14 protein-coding genes, 1 tRNA gene and 2 rRNA genes are annotated in these 18042 nt (G+C 45.0%); 13 read left to right on the plus strand and 4 right to left on the minus strand.

All coding sequences use genetic code 11. From position 1 onward, the window contains the following. Positions 1–157 precede the first annotated feature (157 nt). The 11 genes from NST40_RS00435 to NST40_RS00485 all read left to right on the plus strand — a co-directional run bounded on the left by NST40_RS00435 (position 158) and on the right by NST40_RS00485 (position 11658). A 23S ribosomal RNA gene (locus NST40_RS00435) occupies positions 158–3083 on the plus strand. Positions 3084–3157: 74 nt separating this feature from the next. Beyond that, a 5S ribosomal RNA gene (gene rrf, locus NST40_RS00440) occupies positions 3158–3274 on the plus strand. 432 nt (positions 3275–3706) lie between these two features. Beyond that, on the plus strand, positions 3707–5164 hold the full coding sequence (gene guaB / locus NST40_RS00445; RefSeq protein WP_036679982.1) for an IMP dehydrogenase: 1458 nt from the start codon (positions 3707–3709) through the stop codon (positions 5162–5164). 125 nt (positions 5165–5289) lie between these two features. Further along, positions 5290–6684: a D-alanyl-D-alanine carboxypeptidase family protein gene (locus NST40_RS00450; protein WP_036679981.1), complete on the plus strand. Its 1395-nt coding sequence runs from the start codon at positions 5290–5292 to the stop codon at positions 6682–6684. 112 nt (positions 6685–6796) lie between these two features. Continuing rightward, a complete protein-coding gene (gene pdxS, locus NST40_RS00455; protein ID WP_076148021.1) occupies positions 6797–7678 on the plus strand; it encodes a pyridoxal 5'-phosphate synthase lyase subunit PdxS in 882 nt (293 codons plus the stop codon). Positions 7679–7696: 18 nt separating this feature from the next. After that, positions 7697–8293 carry a pyridoxal 5'-phosphate synthase glutaminase subunit PdxT gene (gene pdxT, locus NST40_RS00460; protein WP_076220098.1) on the plus strand — a complete coding sequence of 199 codons (597 nt, stop codon included), beginning with the start codon at positions 7697–7699 and terminating at the stop codon, positions 8291–8293. A 74-nt stretch (positions 8294–8367) separates the two neighbouring features. Beyond that, a complete protein-coding gene (serS, locus tag NST40_RS00465) occupies positions 8368–9654 on the plus strand; it encodes a serine--tRNA ligase (RefSeq protein ID WP_038568043.1) in 1287 nt (428 codons plus the stop codon). A 67-nt stretch (positions 9655–9721) separates the two neighbouring features. Continuing rightward, positions 9722–9810: transfer RNA gene (locus tag NST40_RS00470), tRNA-Ser, on the plus strand. A 145-nt stretch (positions 9811–9955) separates the two neighbouring features. Next, entirely contained in the window at positions 9956–10297 is a 342-nt protein-coding gene (locus tag NST40_RS00475) for a hypothetical protein (protein ID WP_036679977.1), read from the plus strand. A gap of 11 nt (positions 10298–10308) precedes the next feature. Beyond that, positions 10309–10461, plus strand: coding sequence for a small acid-soluble spore protein P (locus tag NST40_RS00480; RefSeq protein WP_076138623.1), 153 nt, complete (start codon positions 10309–10311; stop codon positions 10459–10461). Positions 10462–10566: 105 nt separating this feature from the next. Next, a complete protein-coding gene (locus NST40_RS00485; protein ID WP_076130388.1) occupies positions 10567–11658 on the plus strand; it encodes a hypothetical protein in 1092 nt (363 codons plus the stop codon). A gap of 104 nt (positions 11659–11762) precedes the next feature. On the opposite strand, the gene NST40_RS00490 is transcribed toward NST40_RS00485, so the two are convergent. Beyond that, positions 11763–12332, minus strand: coding sequence for a GNAT family protein (locus NST40_RS00490; RefSeq protein WP_076277997.1), 570 nt, complete (start codon positions 12330–12332; stop codon positions 11763–11765). After that, positions 12333–12848, minus strand: a complete 516-nt coding sequence (tadA, locus tag NST40_RS00495; protein ID WP_342410312.1) for a tRNA adenosine(34) deaminase TadA — start codon at positions 12846–12848, stop codon at positions 12333–12335. A 310-nt stretch (positions 12849–13158) separates the two neighbouring features. Here tadA and NST40_RS00500 point away from each other — a divergent pair, with 310 nt between their 5' ends. Next, positions 13159–15486, plus strand: coding sequence for a sensor histidine kinase (locus NST40_RS00500; RefSeq protein WP_076277999.1), 2328 nt, complete (start codon positions 13159–13161; stop codon positions 15484–15486). Continuing rightward, positions 15476–16177: a 23S rRNA pseudouridine(2604) synthase RluF gene (gene rluF / locus NST40_RS00505; RefSeq protein ID WP_036679985.1), complete on the plus strand. Its 702-nt coding sequence runs from the start codon at positions 15476–15478 to the stop codon at positions 16175–16177. Before NST40_RS00500 ends, rluF begins: the two co-directional genes overlap by 11 nt. A 113-nt stretch (positions 16178–16290) precedes the next feature. Here the strand turns inward: rluF and motB are convergent, their stop codons facing one another. Together motB and motA are read right to left on the minus strand one after the other, a co-directional pair. Further along, complete coding sequence (motB, locus tag NST40_RS00510; protein WP_076130384.1) at positions 16291–17106, minus strand: flagellar motor protein MotB; 816 nt, start codon at positions 17104–17106, stop codon at positions 16291–16293. Then, complete coding sequence (motA, locus tag NST40_RS00515) at positions 17090–17890, minus strand: flagellar motor stator protein MotA (protein WP_036679967.1); 801 nt, start codon at positions 17888–17890, stop codon at positions 17090–17092. Before motA ends, motB begins: the two co-directional genes overlap by 17 nt. Positions 17891–18042 lie beyond the last annotated feature (152 nt).

The raw sequence follows: 18042 nt of genomic DNA on the forward strand, positions 1-18042 counted from the left end.
TACTCACTCGTTGCTCAGTTTTGAGAGTTTAAGCTCTCAAGTAAGACTTGATCCTTGAAAACTGGATACCGAAACGAATTTGCGTTTTAGAACATCTTTTAGCAACTTGTGCAAACAAGTAAATGTTATTAGTGAGATTTTTCTTCGGAAGAATCAAGGTTAAGCTAATAAGAGCACACGGAGGATGCCTAGGCGCCAGGAGCCGACGAAGGACGTGGCGAACAACGAAACTGCCTCGGGGAGCTGTAAGCAAGCTTTGATCCGGGGGTGTCCGAATGGGGAAACCCAGCTGTGGTAATTCGCAGTTACTCATACCTGAATACATAGGGTGTGTAGAGGCAGACCAGGGGAACTGAAACATCTAAGTACCCTGAGGAAGAGAAAACAATAGTGATTCCGTCAGTAGCGGCGAGCGAACGCGGAACAGCCTAAACCTAAGAGCTTGCTCTTAGGGGTTGTGGGACGTCTCACATGGAGTTACAAAGGAATATGGTAGGTGAAGAGGTCTGGAAAGGCCCGCGATAGAGGTAAAAGCCCTGTAACCTAAACTGTATTCTCTCCGAGACGGATCCCGAGTAGTGCGGGGCACGTGAAACCCCGTATGAATCCAGCAGGACCATCTGCTAAGGCTAAATACTACCTGGCGACCGATAGTGAAACAGTACCGTGAGGGAAAGGTGAAAAGCACCCCGGAAGGGGAGTGAAATAGAACCTGAAACCGTGTGCTTACAAAAAGTCAGAGCCCTATTAATGGGTGATGGCGTGCCTTTTGTAGAATGAACCGGCGAGTTACGTTTAACATGCAAGGTTAAGCCGAGAAGGTGGAGCCGCAGCGAAAGCGAGTCTGAATAGGGCGATTGAGTATGTGGACGTAGACCCGAAACCGTGTGATCTACCCCTGTCCAGGGTGAAGGTGCGGTAACACGCACTGGAGGCCCGAACCCACGTACGTTGAAAAGTGCGGGGATGAGGTGGGGGTAGCGGAGAAATTCCAATCGAACTCGGAGATAGCTGGTTCTCCCCGAAATAGCTTTAGGGCTAGCCTCGGTATAAGAGTAGTGGAGGTAGAGCACTGATTGGGTGCGGGGTCCGCAAGGATTACCAAGCTCAGTCAAACTCCGAATGCCATATACTTATTGCCGGGAGTCAGACAGTGAGTGCTAAGATCCATTGTCAAAAGGGAAACAGCCCAGACCATCAGCTAAGGTCCCCAAGTGTGTGTTAAGTGGGAAAGGATGTGGAGTTGCACAGACAACCAGGATGTTGGCTTAGAAGCAGCCACCATTGAAAGAGTGCGTAATAGCTCACTGGTCGAGTGACTCTGCGCCGAAAATGTAACGGGGCTAAACACACCACCGAAGCTATGGCTAGATGCTTTGCATCTGGGGTAGGGGAGCGTTGTGTAGGGGTTGAAGGTGTACTGAAAAGAGCGCTGGACACTACACAAGTGAGAATGCCGGTATGAGTAACGAAAAGATCAGTGAGAATCTGATCCGCCGAAAGCCCAAGGTTTCCTGAGGAAGGCTCGTCCGCTCAGGGTAAGTCGGGACCTAAGGCGAGGCCGAAAGGCGTAGTCGAAGGACAACAGTTTGAAATTACTGTACCACCGTAATCCGCTATGAGCGATGGGGTGACGCAGGAGGGTAGTGACGCGGACTGATGGATGTCCGTCTAAGCAGTGAGGCTGATGTGTAGGCAAATCCGCACATCATTAAGGCTGGGCTGTGATGGGGAGCGAAAATTGTAGTAGCGAAGGTCATGATCTCACACTGCCAAGAAAAGCCTCTAGCCAGGAGAAGGTGCCCGTACCGCAAACCGACACAGGTAGGCGAGAAGAGAATTCTAAGGCGCGCGGAAGAACTCTCGTTAAGGAACTCGGCAAAATGACCCCGTAACTTCGGGAGAAGGGGTGCCCCGGTAGTGTGAATAGCACGAGGGGGCCGCAGTGAAAAGGCCCAAGCGACTGTTTAGCAAAAACACAGGTCTGTGCGAAGCCGCAAGGCGAAGTATACGGGCTGACGCCTGCCCGGTGCTGGAAGGTTAAGGGGAGTGGTTAGGGGTAACCCGAAGCTATGAACCGAAGCCCCAGTAAACGGCGGCCGTAACTATAACGGTCCTAAGGTAGCGAAATTCCTTGTCAGGTAAATTCTGACCCGCACGAATGGCGTAACGACTTGGGCGCTGTCTCAACGAGAGATCCGGTGAAATTTTAATACCTGTGAAGATGCAGGTTACCCGCGACAAGACGGAAAGACCCCATGGAGCTTTACTGCAGCTTGATATTGAATTTGGGTACGATCTGTACAGGATAGGTGGGAGCCGTAGAAATCGGAGCGCAAGCTTCGGTGGAGGCGCCGTTGGGATACCACCCTGATCGTATCTAGGTTCTAACCTAGTACCCTTACCGGGTACGGGGACCGTGTCAGGCGGGCAGTTTGACTGGGGCGGTCGCCTCCTAAAGAGTAACGGAGGCGTTCCAAGGTTCCCTCAGAATGGTTGGAAATCATTCGCAGAGTGCAAAGGCATAAGGGAGCTTGACTGCGAGACCTACAAGTCGAGCAGGGACGAAAGTCGGACTTAGTGATCCGGTGGTACCGCATGGAAGGGCCATCGCTCAACGGATAAAAGCTACCCTGGGGATAACAGGCTTATCTCCCCCAAGAGTCCACATCGACGGGGAGGTTTGGCACCTCGATGTCGGCTCATCGCATCCTGGGGCTGAAGTAGGTCCCAAGGGTTGGGCTGTTCGCCCATTAAAGCGGTACGCGAGCTGGGTTCAGAACGTCGTGAGACAGTTCGGTCCCTATCTGTCGTGGGCGCAGGAAATTTGAGAGGAGCTGTCCTTAGTACGAGAGGACCGGGATGGACGTACCGCTGGTGCACCAGTTGTTCCGCCAGGAGCATGGCTGGGTAGCTACGTACGGACGGGATAAGCGCTGAAAGCATCTAAGCGTGAAGCCCCCCTCAAGATGAGATTTCCCAATTAGTAAGACCCCTTGAAGACGACGAGGTAGATAGGTTGGAGGTGGAAGTGCAGCAATGCATGGAGCTGACCAATACTAATCGGTCGAGGGCTTATCCTATATGTAGAATGCAGATTTGTTTCGGATTCAGTTTTCAGGCGATTAAGCCTGAGCATTTACGCTGTAAATGCCCGTTTGGTGGCGATAGCGGAGGGGTTCCACGCGTACCCATCCCGAACACGACCGTTAAGCCCTCCAGCGCCGATGGTACTTGGACCGAAGGGTCCTGGGAGAGTAGGACGTTGCCAAGCACGCAAGACCACTGTTGAGTAATCGACAGTGGTCTTTTTGTTAAGTAAATAAAGAATTCATTGGGCTATATTTTGAGATACTAAGATGGAGATAAGCGTGGTTTAAAAGGTGAACAGAGGCAAACTGTAAATTTTTAACACACTAAATTGTCCTCTCAGCACGGACTAACGTCCAATAATTCGCTTACTCGGCGGCCGTTTTTTGAATACCTACTCTGATGATGTAATGTTCTTGACAGTCCAAATGCCCTTTGCTAAGATGGCAATAATATATTTTTGGATAAGCATCTCAAACCTTAATTGAAGATCTACACTTGTTCAGCCCCCAGATGTACAGAATTGTCTGTCGTGAATGGACTGGAGTCAAAGGTTCTTCTTTCATAAAGTTTGTAGGCGGGTATAATTTAAAACAACCGAGGAGGAATGACCCAGGTGTGGAAAGATAAGTTTGGAAAAGAAGGTCTAACTTTTGATGATGTGCTGCTGGTTCCGCGTAAATCTGAGGTACTGCCTAAAGAAGTGGATTTGACCACAGTTCTAAGTAAGAATGTGAAGTTGAATATTCCACTTATGAGTGCAGGTATGGACACAGTCACAGAAGCAGCCATGGCCATTGCAATTGCTCGTGAGGGTGGCATCGGGATTATACACAAGAATATGCCTGTGGAGCAGCAAGCGGAAGAAGTAGATCGTGTGAAGCGTTCCGAGAGCGGAGTTATTACGAATCCATTCTCACTTACGGCAGAACACATGGTATCTGATGCAGAGCTTTTAATGGGTAAATATCGCATTTCCGGAGTACCGATTGTAGACAGTGACAATAAACTTGTCGGTATTCTAACTAATAGAGACTTACGCTTTATTCATGATTTCAATATTCAGATTAAAGAAGTTATGACACATGAGAATCTTGTAACAGCTGCTGTGGGTACAACCCTTCAGGAAGCAGAAGGTATCCTGCAACGTCATAAGATCGAGAAGCTTCCCCTTGTGGACGAGAATAATATTCTTAAGGGCCTCATCACCATTAAGGATATTGAAAAAGCTATTCAATTCCCTAACGGAGCCAAAGATGCACATGGCCGTCTACTTGTTGGAGCAGCTGTTGGTATCTCTAAAGACACCTTCGAACGTACTGCAGCATTAGTAAAAGCTGGTGTGGACTTGATCGTCGTCGATTCTGCACATGGTCACCACATTAATATTATTGAAGCGGTTCGCCAAATTCGTGAGCTGTATCCTGATCTTACGATTGTTGCTGGTAACGTAGCTACAGGCGAAGCAACCCGTGAACTTATTGAAGCTGGTGCATCTGTAGTTAAAGTAGGTATTGGACCAGGATCGATCTGTACAACACGCGTTATCGCTGGTATCGGCGTACCTCAGGTTACAGCCATTTATGATTGTGCGACAGTTGCTCGCGAGTACGGAATTCCTATTATCGCTGATGGCGGTATTAAGTATTCTGGGGAGATCACTAAGGCTATCGCAGCTGGTGCTCATGCTGTAATGATGGGAAGTATGTTTGCAGGTACAGAAGAAAGCCCGGGGGAATCCGAGCTTTATCAAGGCCGTAAATTTAAAGTATATCGTGGTATGGGCAGTATGAGTGCCATGAAACAAGGCAGTAAAGACCGTTATTTCCAAGATGATGATAAAAAGCTCGTTCCTGAAGGAATTGAGGGACGTATTGCTTTTAAAGGGCCTCTTTCTGACACTGTTCATCAATTGATCGGCGGATTGCGCTCAGGTATGGGCTATTGCGGTACAAAGTCATTGGAAGAACTGCGTAACGATACTTCTTTCATTCGTATCACAAGTGCTGGACTTCGTGAGAGCCACCCGCATGATGTGCAAATTACAAAAGAAGCGCCAAACTATTCCGTATAATGAACTAACCGTATTATTTTTTGGACAGACAGGACTATTTCGTCCTGTCTGTCTTTTTTTGCGGGTACCCCTGTGTTAGAATAGAACAAGCTATTGATATGAGATTTAAAGGAGAGTCGTAATCATTGAAGCACAAACGAAAATTTAATGGTAAGCAAATTGTAATTAAGACAGCGACTGTAGGTCTGCTTTTAAATATGTTAATGAACCCAGTAATTCCAGCATTGGCTGAAGCGGGCAAAACTCCGGTTACAACTGAAGGTGCCGCAACTACTACTGAAACTGCACCCAAGACCAACGCAGTTAAGATCCCTTCTGTGGAATCTCTTAACTTGGAATTGAGTTCTGCTATTCTAATAGAACCAACTACAGGCCAAGTACTTATGGCTCTAAATCCAGATACACCACTCCCACCTGCGAGTATGACCAAGATGATGACTGAATATCTTGTATCTGATGCCGTGAAAAAAGGAGACATCTCTTGGGATCAGAAAGTTATCATTCAAGAGAATGCTTCCAAACAGGTCGGATCACGAATTTTTCTGGCAGCTGGAGATGAACATACGGTTAAAGAGCTATACATAGCGATGGCCGTAGGATCGGCGAATGATGCCACAGTTGCTTTGGCAGAATTGGTATCGGGTTCAGAAGAACAATTCGTAGAACTAATGAATCAGACTGCACAGAAGATGGGCATGAAAAATACCTATTTTATTAACTCAACTGGACTTGATCGGGCAGACATGCCGAAGAAATTCCGTCCTGATCTTGATAAAGAGACTGTGATGTCAGCTAGAGATGCAGCTACTCTTGCTAAATTTATAGTTACAGACCACCCGGACTTCACTGAATTTACAACGATTCAGTCTTATAAATTCCGTGATCGGGATACAGCGCCGATCATTAACTACAACTGGATGCTGGAAGCTAACAAAAGTATCCCCAACTTTAAGGCATATGCTTATCCAGGTCTAGATGGACTGAAGACTGGCCATACCACAAATGCAGGTAACTGCTTTACCGGTACTGCTGTGCGTGATGGAATGCGTCTAATCAGTGTTGTTATGGGTGCTAACTCGGAGGCACATCGATTCACAGAAACTAAAAAAGTGCTAGACTACGGATTTAACAACTTTGAAATCAAACAGGTTGTAGCTCCGAAGGCTGTTATTGCTGGCACGGAAACAGTTCCGGTACTGAAAGGCAAGAATAAAGATGTTTCTATAGTTACTGATGAAGGAGTTTCTTTCATTGTTCCTAAGGGAACGGTTTCTCCTGAAGTTACTACAACTGTTGTAACAAATGACCCTGCAACTTTGGTTGCTCCTATAGCTCAATCCTCTAAAGTAGGTAAAGTTACCTATTCCTACAAGGCTGAAGGCATGCAAGCAGCACAGGAGAAAACAGTTAATCTGATCACTGTAGAGGAAGCTGAGAAAGCTGGCTGGTTCAAGTTGTTCCTTAGAGCGATTGGTGATTTCTTCGGTGATTTATTTTCAGGGATCAAGAACTTGTTCTAATGCAGTTTGGTGTCGAAATCAGCAGTAAATCCGAGTAAATGGGTTGTAGATTTCCCTTCATTGGGGTAAAATTACAAGTTAGATTAAGATAGATCATTCGGGGGGTTAGGACATGGAAACAGGTACATCGCGAGTTAAAAGAGGCATGGCAGAAATGCAAAAAGGCGGCGTCATTATGGACGTCATGAATGCAGAACAAGCAAAAATTGCTGAGGCTGCTGGTGCAGTTGCTGTTATGGCTCTGGAACGCGTACCTTCTGACATTCGTGCAGCTGGCGGTGTAGCACGGATGGCCGATCCTACAATTGTAGAAGAGGTTCTCAAGGTGGTAAGTATCCCTGTTATGGCTAAGGCTCGTATTGGCCATTATGTAGAAGCGAAAGTTCTAGAATCTTTGGGTGTTGATTACTTGGATGAGAGTGAAGTTCTTACTCCTGCTGATGAAGTATTCCATATTGATAAACGTGAGTTCACCGTTCCTTTTGTATGTGGAGCGAAGGATCTGGGAGAAGCACTGAGACGTATTAACGAAGGTGCATCCATGATCCGTACAAAAGGTGAACCAGGAACAGGCAACATTGTTGAGGCCGTGCGTCACATGCGCTTTATCAACAGTCAAATCCGTAAAGTAACGAATTTGTCCAAGGACGAGCTATATAATGAAGCAAAGAACCTGGGAGTTTCCTACGAGCTGTTGCTCGAAGTACATGAGCTTGGAAAACTGCCGGTTGTTAACTTTGCCGCTGGGGGTGTAGCTACTCCTGCCGATGCTGCTCTTATGATGCATTTGGGTGCTGATGGTGTATTCGTAGGCTCGGGTATTTTTAAATCGGACAATCCTGAGAAATTTGCGCGTGCGATTGTTGAAGCCACTACACACTATACTGATTACAAACTGATTGCTGAAGTATCCAAGAACCTTGGTGCACCAATGAAGGGGATTGATATTGCAACTCTCACCCCGGCTGAACGTATGTCGGAGCGTGGCCGTTAATAGAGAGAAGGTTGTAGGATGAAGATAGGAGTATTGGCGCTGCAAGGCGCTGTTACGGAGCATATTGTTAGTATAGAGAAGACCGGTGCAGAAGGCGTGCCTATCAAGCGTGTGGAGCAGCTAGAAGAAGTTGAAGGCCTGATTATCCCCGGCGGAGAAAGTACAACGATTGGAAAGCTAATGAGGAAATATGGCTTCATAGAAGCCATCCGTGATTTTTCTGATCAGGGTAAGCCTATTTTTGGCACATGTGCGGGTATGATCGTGCTGGCCAAAAAAATTGCCGGTGGTGAACCGGGGCATTTGGAGCTGATGGATATTATCGTAGCCCGGAATGCATTCGGCCGCCAACGGGAAAGCTTTGAATGTGATCTGGAGGTTAAAGGCATTGATGAGCCGGTTCGTGCTGTGTTTATACGTGCACCGCTTATCAACGAGGTAGGACCGGGAGTTGATGTGCTTACAGTCTATAATGATGAGATTGTAACCGCGCGCGAAGGCAACTTGCTGGTGTGTTCTTTTCATCCAGAACTGACCGATGATTTCAGACTGCACCAATATTTTGCCGATATGGTAGAGGCGAATAGGGAAGTCCAACAACAAAATCGCATATAAAGAACATCCTGACTCTTTCAAAGCTGTAATCAGCATTTTGAAAGAGTTTAGGCTGTTTTCAGGAGGGAAACTTTGTGTTAGATGTAAAAATACTACGTAGTGATTACGCAAGAGTGGAAGAGGCTTTAGAAAAACGGGGCAAATCACTGGACTTAATTGCTGATTTTCCACAACTTGATTTGCGTCGACGTGAATTACTGCAAGAAACCGAAGGTCTTAAGAACCGTCGTAATACAGTTTCAGGTGAAGTAGCAAAAAAGAAAAAGAACGGCGAGCCAGCAGATGATCTAATTACAGAAATGCGTACAGTATCTGACCGAATTAAAGAGCTTGATGATGAAGTACGTGAACTGGAAGCACAGATTGCTGATCTTACTATGAATATCCCTAATATTCCTCATGATTCAGTTCCAGTAGGGAAATCCGAGGATGATAACGTTGAATTACGCCGTTGGTCGGAGCCTAAAGAGTTCGGATTCACTCCGAAATCACATTGGGAGCTTGCGCAGCAGCTTGATATTATTGATTTTGAAGCTGCAGCAAAGGTTACAGGATCCCGGTTTGTTTTCTATAAAGGACTCGGAGCACGTCTAGAACGGGCGCTGATTAACTTTATGATGGATCTTCACAGTGGTGAGCATAACTATGAGGAAATGCTGCCGCCTTACATTGTAAACAAAGACAGCTTGTATGGTACAGGACAACTGCCTAAATTCGAAGAGGATCTGTTCAAGCTACGGGATACCGAATACTATTTGATTCCTACAGCTGAAGTACCGGTAACGAACTACTATCGTGAAGAGATTTTGACGGCAGCTGACCTGCCTAAATACCATGTAGCTTACAGCTCTTGTTTCCGTTCTGAGGCGGGCTCGGCGGGCCGTGATACTCGCGGTTTGATTCGCCAGCATCAATTCAACAAGGTAGAGTTGGTGAAGCTCACCACCCCTGAATCCTCTTATGAGGAATTAGAAAAAATGACAGCAGATGCTGAAAGTGTGCTGCAGCTGTTAGGACTGCCTTATCGTGTACTTGGGTTATGTACGGCTGATATGGGCTTTACATCGGCTAAGACGTACGATTTGGAAGTGTGGTTGCCTGAGAGTGGGATGTACCGTGAGATCTCCTCTTGCTCAAATACAGAAGATTTCCAAGCACGCCGGGCAAATATTCGTTTCCGTAAGGATCCAAAATCGAAGCCTGAATTTGTTCATACGCTGAACGGCTCTGCTTTGGCTGTTGGACGTACGGTTGCAGCAATTCTTGAGAATTATCAGCAAGAGGATGGCAGTGTTCTGATTCCAGAATGCCTACAACCTTATATGCGCAATGTAAAATCGATACAACCAAAAACTATTTAAAGATATAGTTGCTTTTTCTTTGCATTGTATGGTACAATCCTAATGCATGTGAAATTTAAATGCATTTGGAGAGGTACCGAAGCGGTCATAACGGGGCGGTCTTGAAAACCGTTAGGGTGCAAGCCCACATGGGTTCGAATCCCATCCTCTCCGCCATTCCTTTATGAACTTAAAGAATAATTAGATAGAAACCGTTCCCTCTGGGGGACGGTTTTTTGTTTTGTTTGGTAGACCTAGTTCTATTGAGAATAAAAAGCTTCATTTCTCCGCAATGTATTAGAGAAGGAGGATGATCATAATCATGGATAGATCATTAGAAGTTGATCAGCATAAGCTTGTCTCAGCCTGGCAGGAGCGTTTGCCGGCGTTGATGGATGATGGGGATAGTTTCAGTGTGCTGGCGGATAATGGGGATCCCAATAGCTTGCTGATTCATTTTAATGCGGCAGGTCATCAAGGCTATTCACTGGATTTTCGCTGCAAGTATGTAGATAGCAGAGAAGTGGCAGTGGATCTGTTGGATGTGGAACAGAGCGGTCTCCATATTGATGAGCGTAGTGATGCCGTACAGCAGCTAGCACAGCAATACTCACGGCAAATTCATGAATGTGCTCAGGCTCTTCAGAACTTGACCAATCCTTAGGAGGAATGAAAATGTCGAAACCAAAAAGTATCCCTGTTCCTGGGGCAGAGCCAACAAGTGGTGAGCGGAGAAAAGACCATACTCCTTCAGGTCCAGAACCACTTTCAGGTTCTAAAAAGGTGAAACAAGCGAACCATGTTGACCACCATAATCCACAAGGTTAACAAATAAAAACGTTAAGAATTTTAAAGAAGTGTTTCTTGATTTTTACAAATGGTTTATCATAGGAGGGGGAGAGATTTCTTTTACAATGGGAGAGGAGAACAATAATGAACAAAAAGTGGGGTTTGTCGGCCGCTGCATTGCTGCTTACAGCAGCAGTAATTCTGCCGGGATGTGCAAGTAAACAGGAGGCGCCAAAAGAGGCCTTAAAATCAGCCGCTACTAAAGCGACTACAATGTCATCTTATGAGATGAAGAGTAAATTCACGATCAACGATCTTACGATCGAGACTTCTGACGCTGAATCTGCTGCAATGACTACACAGGTACTTAGTATGCTTAAGAATGCTGATATTACCATTGATGGGGTATATCAAGCAGAGCCAATGCAGACAGAACTAACTATGGTTCTGAATCTGAAAGGCGATATGAGCATGAGCTTTAATGTTCCTATGGTAATGACTGCTGAGAAGTTGTATGTTAAGATTCCATCTATTCCTTTCGTACCGATTCCTGAGACAATCCTCAATAAGTTTGTAGAGGTTGATCTGAAGGCGTTGGCAGAGCAGGAGGGTGCAGAATTTAACCCAAGTACGATGGATACTCAAAAAATGCAGAAGCTGTCTAATGAAGTGGTGGACACTGTCCTAGCTGAATATGACGAAGAAAAATATTTTAACGAGATTGATCCCAAAGATGCTAATTTACCAGAAGGTGTGGAAGCTAAACAAGTCGTTCAGTTCCAAGTGACTAACGATAATGTTAAAGAAGCAATCACTATCTTGGTGAATAATGCCCTGCCAAAAATCATTGATATCGTAAGCAAGGAAGAATACAAGGATATGCTGCAGATTAAAGATGCAGATCTAGCTAAGGCTAAAGAAGAACTGACATCAGGTGAAGCTAGAACTGAATTGGATAAGGGCTTAGCTGATCTTGATAAGTACCTTACCATCAACCAGTTCCACTATAATACTGCGATCAATAAGGACGGATACGCTGTGTATCAGGATTTATTGATGGATGTTAAAGTAAATGATCCGGAAGATGGCACAAAAGTGGCCTTCTCAGTAAATGGAACGGGCCAATACAGCAAGATCAACGAAAAGCCGGTATTCAAGATTGGTATCCCTCAAGGTGATGATGTAATTACAATGGATCAACTTGGAGAAGAATTCGGTGGTTTGGGAACTTATTAATCCCAGTTCGCAAGATAAAGACCCGCATGAGGCGTATATTATACGCCCATGCGGGTCTTTTTTCAGGAAAAAAAGTAGACTGATTCCTGCGACAATGCAGAATCCTATTTCTGTTCCTCTGTCAGCACATCTTCAGTTAAGATTGCGTAGGTTTGGTGATCCTGCCACTGTCCATTTATTTTAAGATACTGACGGGCAACCCCTTCAGGTTTAAACCCACTCTTCTCCAGGACTCTTCGGGAAGCTTCATTATGCAATAAAATAGCTGCCTGAACTCTATGTAGACCTAAGGCTCGGAAAGCATAGCCAAGGACTAATCCGACCGCTGCTGTCATATAACCTTGTCCTTGCATCCGATGATCCATTAAATATCCTAAATCAGCATATTGTGCTACACCTCGTGAGACGTTGGACAATGTGATCTGACCGATTAGCTGTCCATCCAGCAGATAAATGCCGAACATATAAGCTCTGTCCTGTAGGGCGTCCTCAATACGCTGATTGATGATCTGTTGCTGACTCTCCAGGGTAAAGAAGTGCTCATCACGTTTTGGCTCAAACGGTTCGTGGGTTACCCGGTTATTTAAACGAAGCTCCAGCAGGCGCTGTGCATCCTTAAGCTCAAGTGGAGAAATATAGATCCCTTGAGAGGTATGATATAGAGTAAGGGTCATTTAGGAGTCCTCCTTTTGTTTAATTGGCTTTTTACGTAAACGGCGAAAGAAGGAGGTGAGTAGATCTGCACATTCTTCTTGTAAAACATCCTGTATTACCTCAGTTCTATGATTAAATCGCGGCTCTTCAAGCAAGTTCATGAGGGTCCCGGCACATCCAGCTTTAGGGTCAGGCGTTCCATATACCGTGAGAGGCACTCTGGACTGCACTATTGCTCCTGCACACATCGGACAAGGTTCTAGGGTGACGTACAGCTGGCAATCCAGCAGACGCCAAGAATTCAGGACATTGCTGGCCTCGCGAATGGCTACCATCTCTGCATGGGCTGTCGAATCCATTGTCGTTTCTCGTAAATTGTATCCACGTCCTATAATTTCACCATGTCGAACAATGACAGCGCCAATAGGAACCTCACCTAATGCCTCAGCTTTACGTGCTTCTGCGATCGCCTGCCTCATCCAATATTCATGAACCGCTTGTATATCTTCTGGCGATTCATCGGCTTTAATATTCAAGATCATCTTCCCTTCTTCTGTAACCATTGTACAACGAACAAATATTCGTTCTTAACAAAATGTGCATAACTCTGTGGATAACAGCCTACTTATACACATTTTTGTACACATCGGACTTTAATAATTTGTTTATATGTGCATAAGATGTGGATGGTTTCTTATATATTGTAGAGAAACACCTTTTGAATTTCAATATTTCGTGAATTAATAGGCTTGTTTTAAATGTCCTTTTCAAATGAGGGGGCAAAAGGTATGATGTTTATTATAGGCTCCGCAAGGATTTACCAGTGGATAAGAGGTGAATAACAGTTTGTCCATAAAGACAAAACTATCTGCTATTATTTTTGGAGCGGTACTGCTAATTTTAGCATTAAACCTGACATTTAACCTTTATGCCGCTCAGAATAATCTAAGAAATGAAAACGCAAATAATATGCAGATCACCGCTATGCAAATGGCTGTTTCTGTAGAACAAAGTAACTATAGCTCTAACTATGTAGAATATCAAATTGCGCATAACTTAAGAATGGCTGCCATCTTTGCCTCTAAGGAATTGGGTCCGGATTATAAGAATATAACCAATGCTCAACTTAAGGCCCTAACTTCCAAGTTGGGCGTGTCTAATATTTCAATTCTGGTAAAGACTGATAATGATATCGTGGTGACAAAGGCATCAAATCCTATTGATATTGGAATGTCCACTCAAGGTTGGGGGTACTGGTACCTTGCCCTTTTGGAGTTATTTGATAATCAGGAAGTCACTGTGGGACAAGGTCAGGCATTGGATCATTTTTGGTCAGGCCCATTTGAATATTCAACCTACAATCCCGATTTCATTGAGAAGTGGGGTTATTATCATGATGAAGAGAGCAACTACATCATAAATCCTGTTATTCTCAATACTGCGGCTAGTGAATATGTCAAAATCACCAATCCCGATCAAATTGTAGAACGAACCAAAGAAGTTAATCCTGGGATTTTAGAGCTTACAGGATTTAATCCAACAACATTTGGTTTAGCGAGTATGGCGGGTGACGGAAGCGATGCATTTAAAAAGAAACTTGGCAACCGCCCAATTAAGTTCGGTACCTATACTTATGGTAATGTGGAGCAAGATAAAGCGGCCATTCTATTAGCTCAGCAGAAGCAGAAGCCAGTTACACTGGAGACGAGAGTACATGGAAAAAGAGTACTCAAAAGCTTCATTCCTATCCAGACTGCTAAAATGGAACCTTATGTAATCGGTGTAGTTTTGGATTACTCTGTGATTTCATCCGTAGTTCATGAACAATTAACTAATTATTTGACTACGTCTCTGTTGTTGCTGGCATTATTTTTGCTATGTAGTTACATACTTTCAGGTTTTGTTACCCGTCCAATTCAGGCTATACTTGCTAAAGTCAATGATGTAGCGCGAGGTAAGTTCGAACCTCCATTAAGCGTAACCTCTCGTGATGAGCTAGGTCAATTAGCCTTGCGGATTAACGCTATGACTTCTCATCTTATGCAACGCACCAATCGTCTTAAGCAGACGCTGGAAGAGAACCGGGCGGTTAAGGAGCATTTGGAATCCGTAATTAACGGTACGTCGGATGCGATTCATACGTTGGATATGGAGGGACGAATCACTAGCACTAACAGAGCCTTTGAGGAGCTGTACGGATGGAGTGCAACAGAAGTGATAGGCAATATGCCATATCTTGTACCCGCAACAGCGCTTAAGCAAGAGGAAGAGCGGCTTGACGCGTTAAGAAATGGTGCAGTTCTGCCGCCGATCGAGACAGTGAGACTTAAACGGGACGGATCATTAGTTGAAGTTAGCGTTAGTACCTCGATAATTCGAGATGAAGAGGGTTATCCCCATTCCTTTATTCACGTTTCTCGTGATATGACGGAACGCAATCGAATGGAGGAGCTGCTTAGACGCTCTGAGAAACTAACTACAGTCGGCCAATTAGCCGCAGGAGTAGCTCATGAGATTCGTAACCCTCTTACCACGTTAAAAGGATTTCTACAGCTTCAACAGGAGAAGGAGCTCTTGGTTCCGCTTCATGTAGAGCTGATGTTATCCGAGCTGGAGCGGATTAATCTTATCGTCAGTGAATTTTTAATCTTGGCTAAGCCGCAAGCCGTTCATTTTCAGGAGAAAGATCTTCGCTACATATTAGGTGATGTAGTTTCTCTATTGGACAGTCAGGCTCATCTACATGATATTCAATTTAGTACGAAATTCTCTGAACAACCTGCTACTGTACATTGTGAAGAGAACCAGCTGAAGCAGGTATTTATTAATATTGTTAAAAATGCAATTGAGGCTATGCCTGAGGGTGGCGTCATTTCAATGGAACTGTGGAACTCTGTGGATTGCGTCTTTATTGTAATCAAAGATCAGGGTGAAGGGATTCCAGAGGACGTGCTGCCTAAGCTGGGTGAACCGTTCTTCACGAATAAGGAATCGGGGACTGGTCTTGGGTTAATGATTAGCCAGCGTATTATTCAGGCTCATAAGGGTCATTTGGAAATACAAAGTGAAGTTGGCCGGGGGACAACCGTTATGATTAAGCTGCCTGCAGCTGGAGGGGTTACACCTTGGCTTAACATTAAGGATGAACGGAGTGAAGAACAACGTGAGAATTAATAAATTCATCAGTGAGACAGGATACTGTTCACGCCGAGAAGCAGACAAGCTTGTGGATGCCGGCAGAGTTACGATCAACGGAGAGCCTGCTGTGCTGGGCAGTCAGGCTGTTCCGGGCGATGATGTGCGAATAGATGGTATAGCGCTTGAAACCTCAAGCCAGACGGTCTACATTGCTCTAAACAAGCCGGTTGGGATTACATCAACCACAGAACAGCATATCAAGGGGAATATTGTCGATTTTGTAGGTCATCATGAGCGTATATTCCCGATTGGTCGTCTCGATAAGGATTCGGAAGGATTAATCTTGCTTACTAATGATGGTGATATCGTTAATAAAATTTTGCGGGCGGAAGGCCGGCATGAAAAAGAATATGTGGTTACCGTGGACAGACCCATTACGCCTTCATTTATTACCGGCATGTCGAGCGGTGTGAAAATATTAGGTGAGAAGACGCTGCCCTGTGAGGTCACGCGTATTACGGAGCGTGTCTTCCGTATTATTTTGACAGAGGGCAAAAATCGCCAGATTCGTCGTATGTGCAGCGCTTTTGGCTATGAGGTGCGAAAGCTGCAACGCATTCGGATTATGAATATTCGCCTGGGGGCATTGCAAACGGGAGAATGGCGGGAGCTGTCTGCTGATGAGAAGAAAGAGCTTGGAGCTACGCTGAACTACGAGTTACTGTAGGAATGTTATTACAATGTTACAGGTCCATATAGAATGTAGTACTCGCAACAAAAAAAGAGCTGTCCGGGGTCTAAGACCTTTGGACAGCTCTTTTTATTACCTTACGAAATCACTTATTCAGCAGAGGGAACAATCCCTGTGAACTCTTTGGATTCTTGATATTTGCGAATGATGGAAACCTCTACCCGGCGATTCTTGCTTCGGCCGGTAGCTGTGTCATTATCCGAAATAGGATGATATTCGCCGTATCCAATCGCACTAAATTTGCGCGGATTTAGATTTGTGTTCTGCAGCAAAATCTTCATGAACTGAAGTGCCCGATCCGCACTCAGATCCCAGTTGGATGAATAGTTGCTATTGGAAATCGGAATATCGTCGGTGTGCCCTTGCACTACTACATCATAATCCGGGAATTGCTGCAGCATCGTTGAGATGGATTTAGCTAATTGCCGCGAATCATCCTTAACAATGGCTTGGCCAGAGGCGAACAATGCGTTATCACTGATCGTAATCATTAGCTGAGATTGATTAAGCTTCGTACTGAGCAGATCAGTTAGGCCGTTGCTCTTAATATATTGATCGAATTGTTTCTTAAGCTTCTCTAAATCCTCTTGTTCCTTTTGTCGTAGCTTTGCCATTTCTGCTTCTTCAGCTTTCTTGGAGGTAGAGCTACCCATCTTATCATTTTTGCCCAGATCTTCTTGAGTCTTACTAGGCATTGCTGCCCGCTCTTCAAGAATACCTGTACCGCCATTAAGTGCGGAACTGAAGGCTTGACTCATCTCTTCAAATTTCTTGGCATCCGTTGCGCTCATAGAATACATAACGATGAACAGAGCCACCAGAAGAGTCATGAGGTCGGAATAAGGTAACAGCCACGATTCATCGGCATGTTCTTCATGCTCTTCGTGTCTAGTCTTTTTGCTCACCTGATCCACCGTCCTTCTCATTTAACTTAACGCGTTGCGAAGGTGTTAGGAATACAGCAAGCTTCTGATTGATGGCAATAGTAGATACACCGGACTGTATGGACAAAAGACCTTCGACCATCATCATTCGAACTTCGATTTCTTGTTTGGAGAGACGTTTCAGCTTATTAGCAATAGGATGCCATAATACGTAACCTGTAAAGATACCAAGCAAAGTGGCGATGAAGGCAGCCCCGATTGCCGCAGCCAATTTGTTCATATCACTCATATCAGCCAGAGCGGCGATGAGGCCGATAACCGCCCCGAGCACCCCAAGGGTAGGAGCATACATACCTGCCTGTGAGAAAATGAGCGCTCCTGCTTTATGTCTATCCTCTGTGGCGTGGATATCCTCCATGAGGACATCACGGACAAAATCCTGATCATTTCCATCAATGATCATCCGCATGCCATTCCTGAGGAAGTTATCTTCTATTTCATCGACCTTTGATTCTAGAGCCAACAGACCTTCACGCCGTGTGATAGAAGCCCATTCCATGAACATAGTGATTAATTCGGGTTTACTGATTAATTTCTTTTTGATAAAAATCATTTTGAACAGACTTGGAATCTTTTTGACCTCGTTGAAAGGAAAGGCCATGAAAATAGACGCTGCCGTACCCACCAAGATAATAACGTAAGCAGCAGGTGTGGCCAAAGCATGAAGTGGAGCGTGCTTGAGGATCATGCCCCAGATTACAGCAACCAAACCAAAAATTAAACCAATTATTGTTGAAATTTCCATTTTGCACCTCGTCCGTGAGATTTAAGATGTGTTCCGACAATGCCGCGTATATCATCCTTGAAACAGCGGCAGGGCACTCTGTGCGAAACCGAATTAACGTATATTCTTATTTATCGACATCATTCGGTTTTTTGTGAAGTCATTTTTTCGGC

Origin of the sequence: Paenibacillus sp. FSL R10-2778 (genome assembly GCF_038593035.1) — a bacterium.
In the GTDB taxonomy this organism is placed as follows: Bacteria; Bacillota; Bacilli; order Paenibacillales; family Paenibacillaceae; genus Paenibacillus_AQ; species Paenibacillus_AQ odorifer.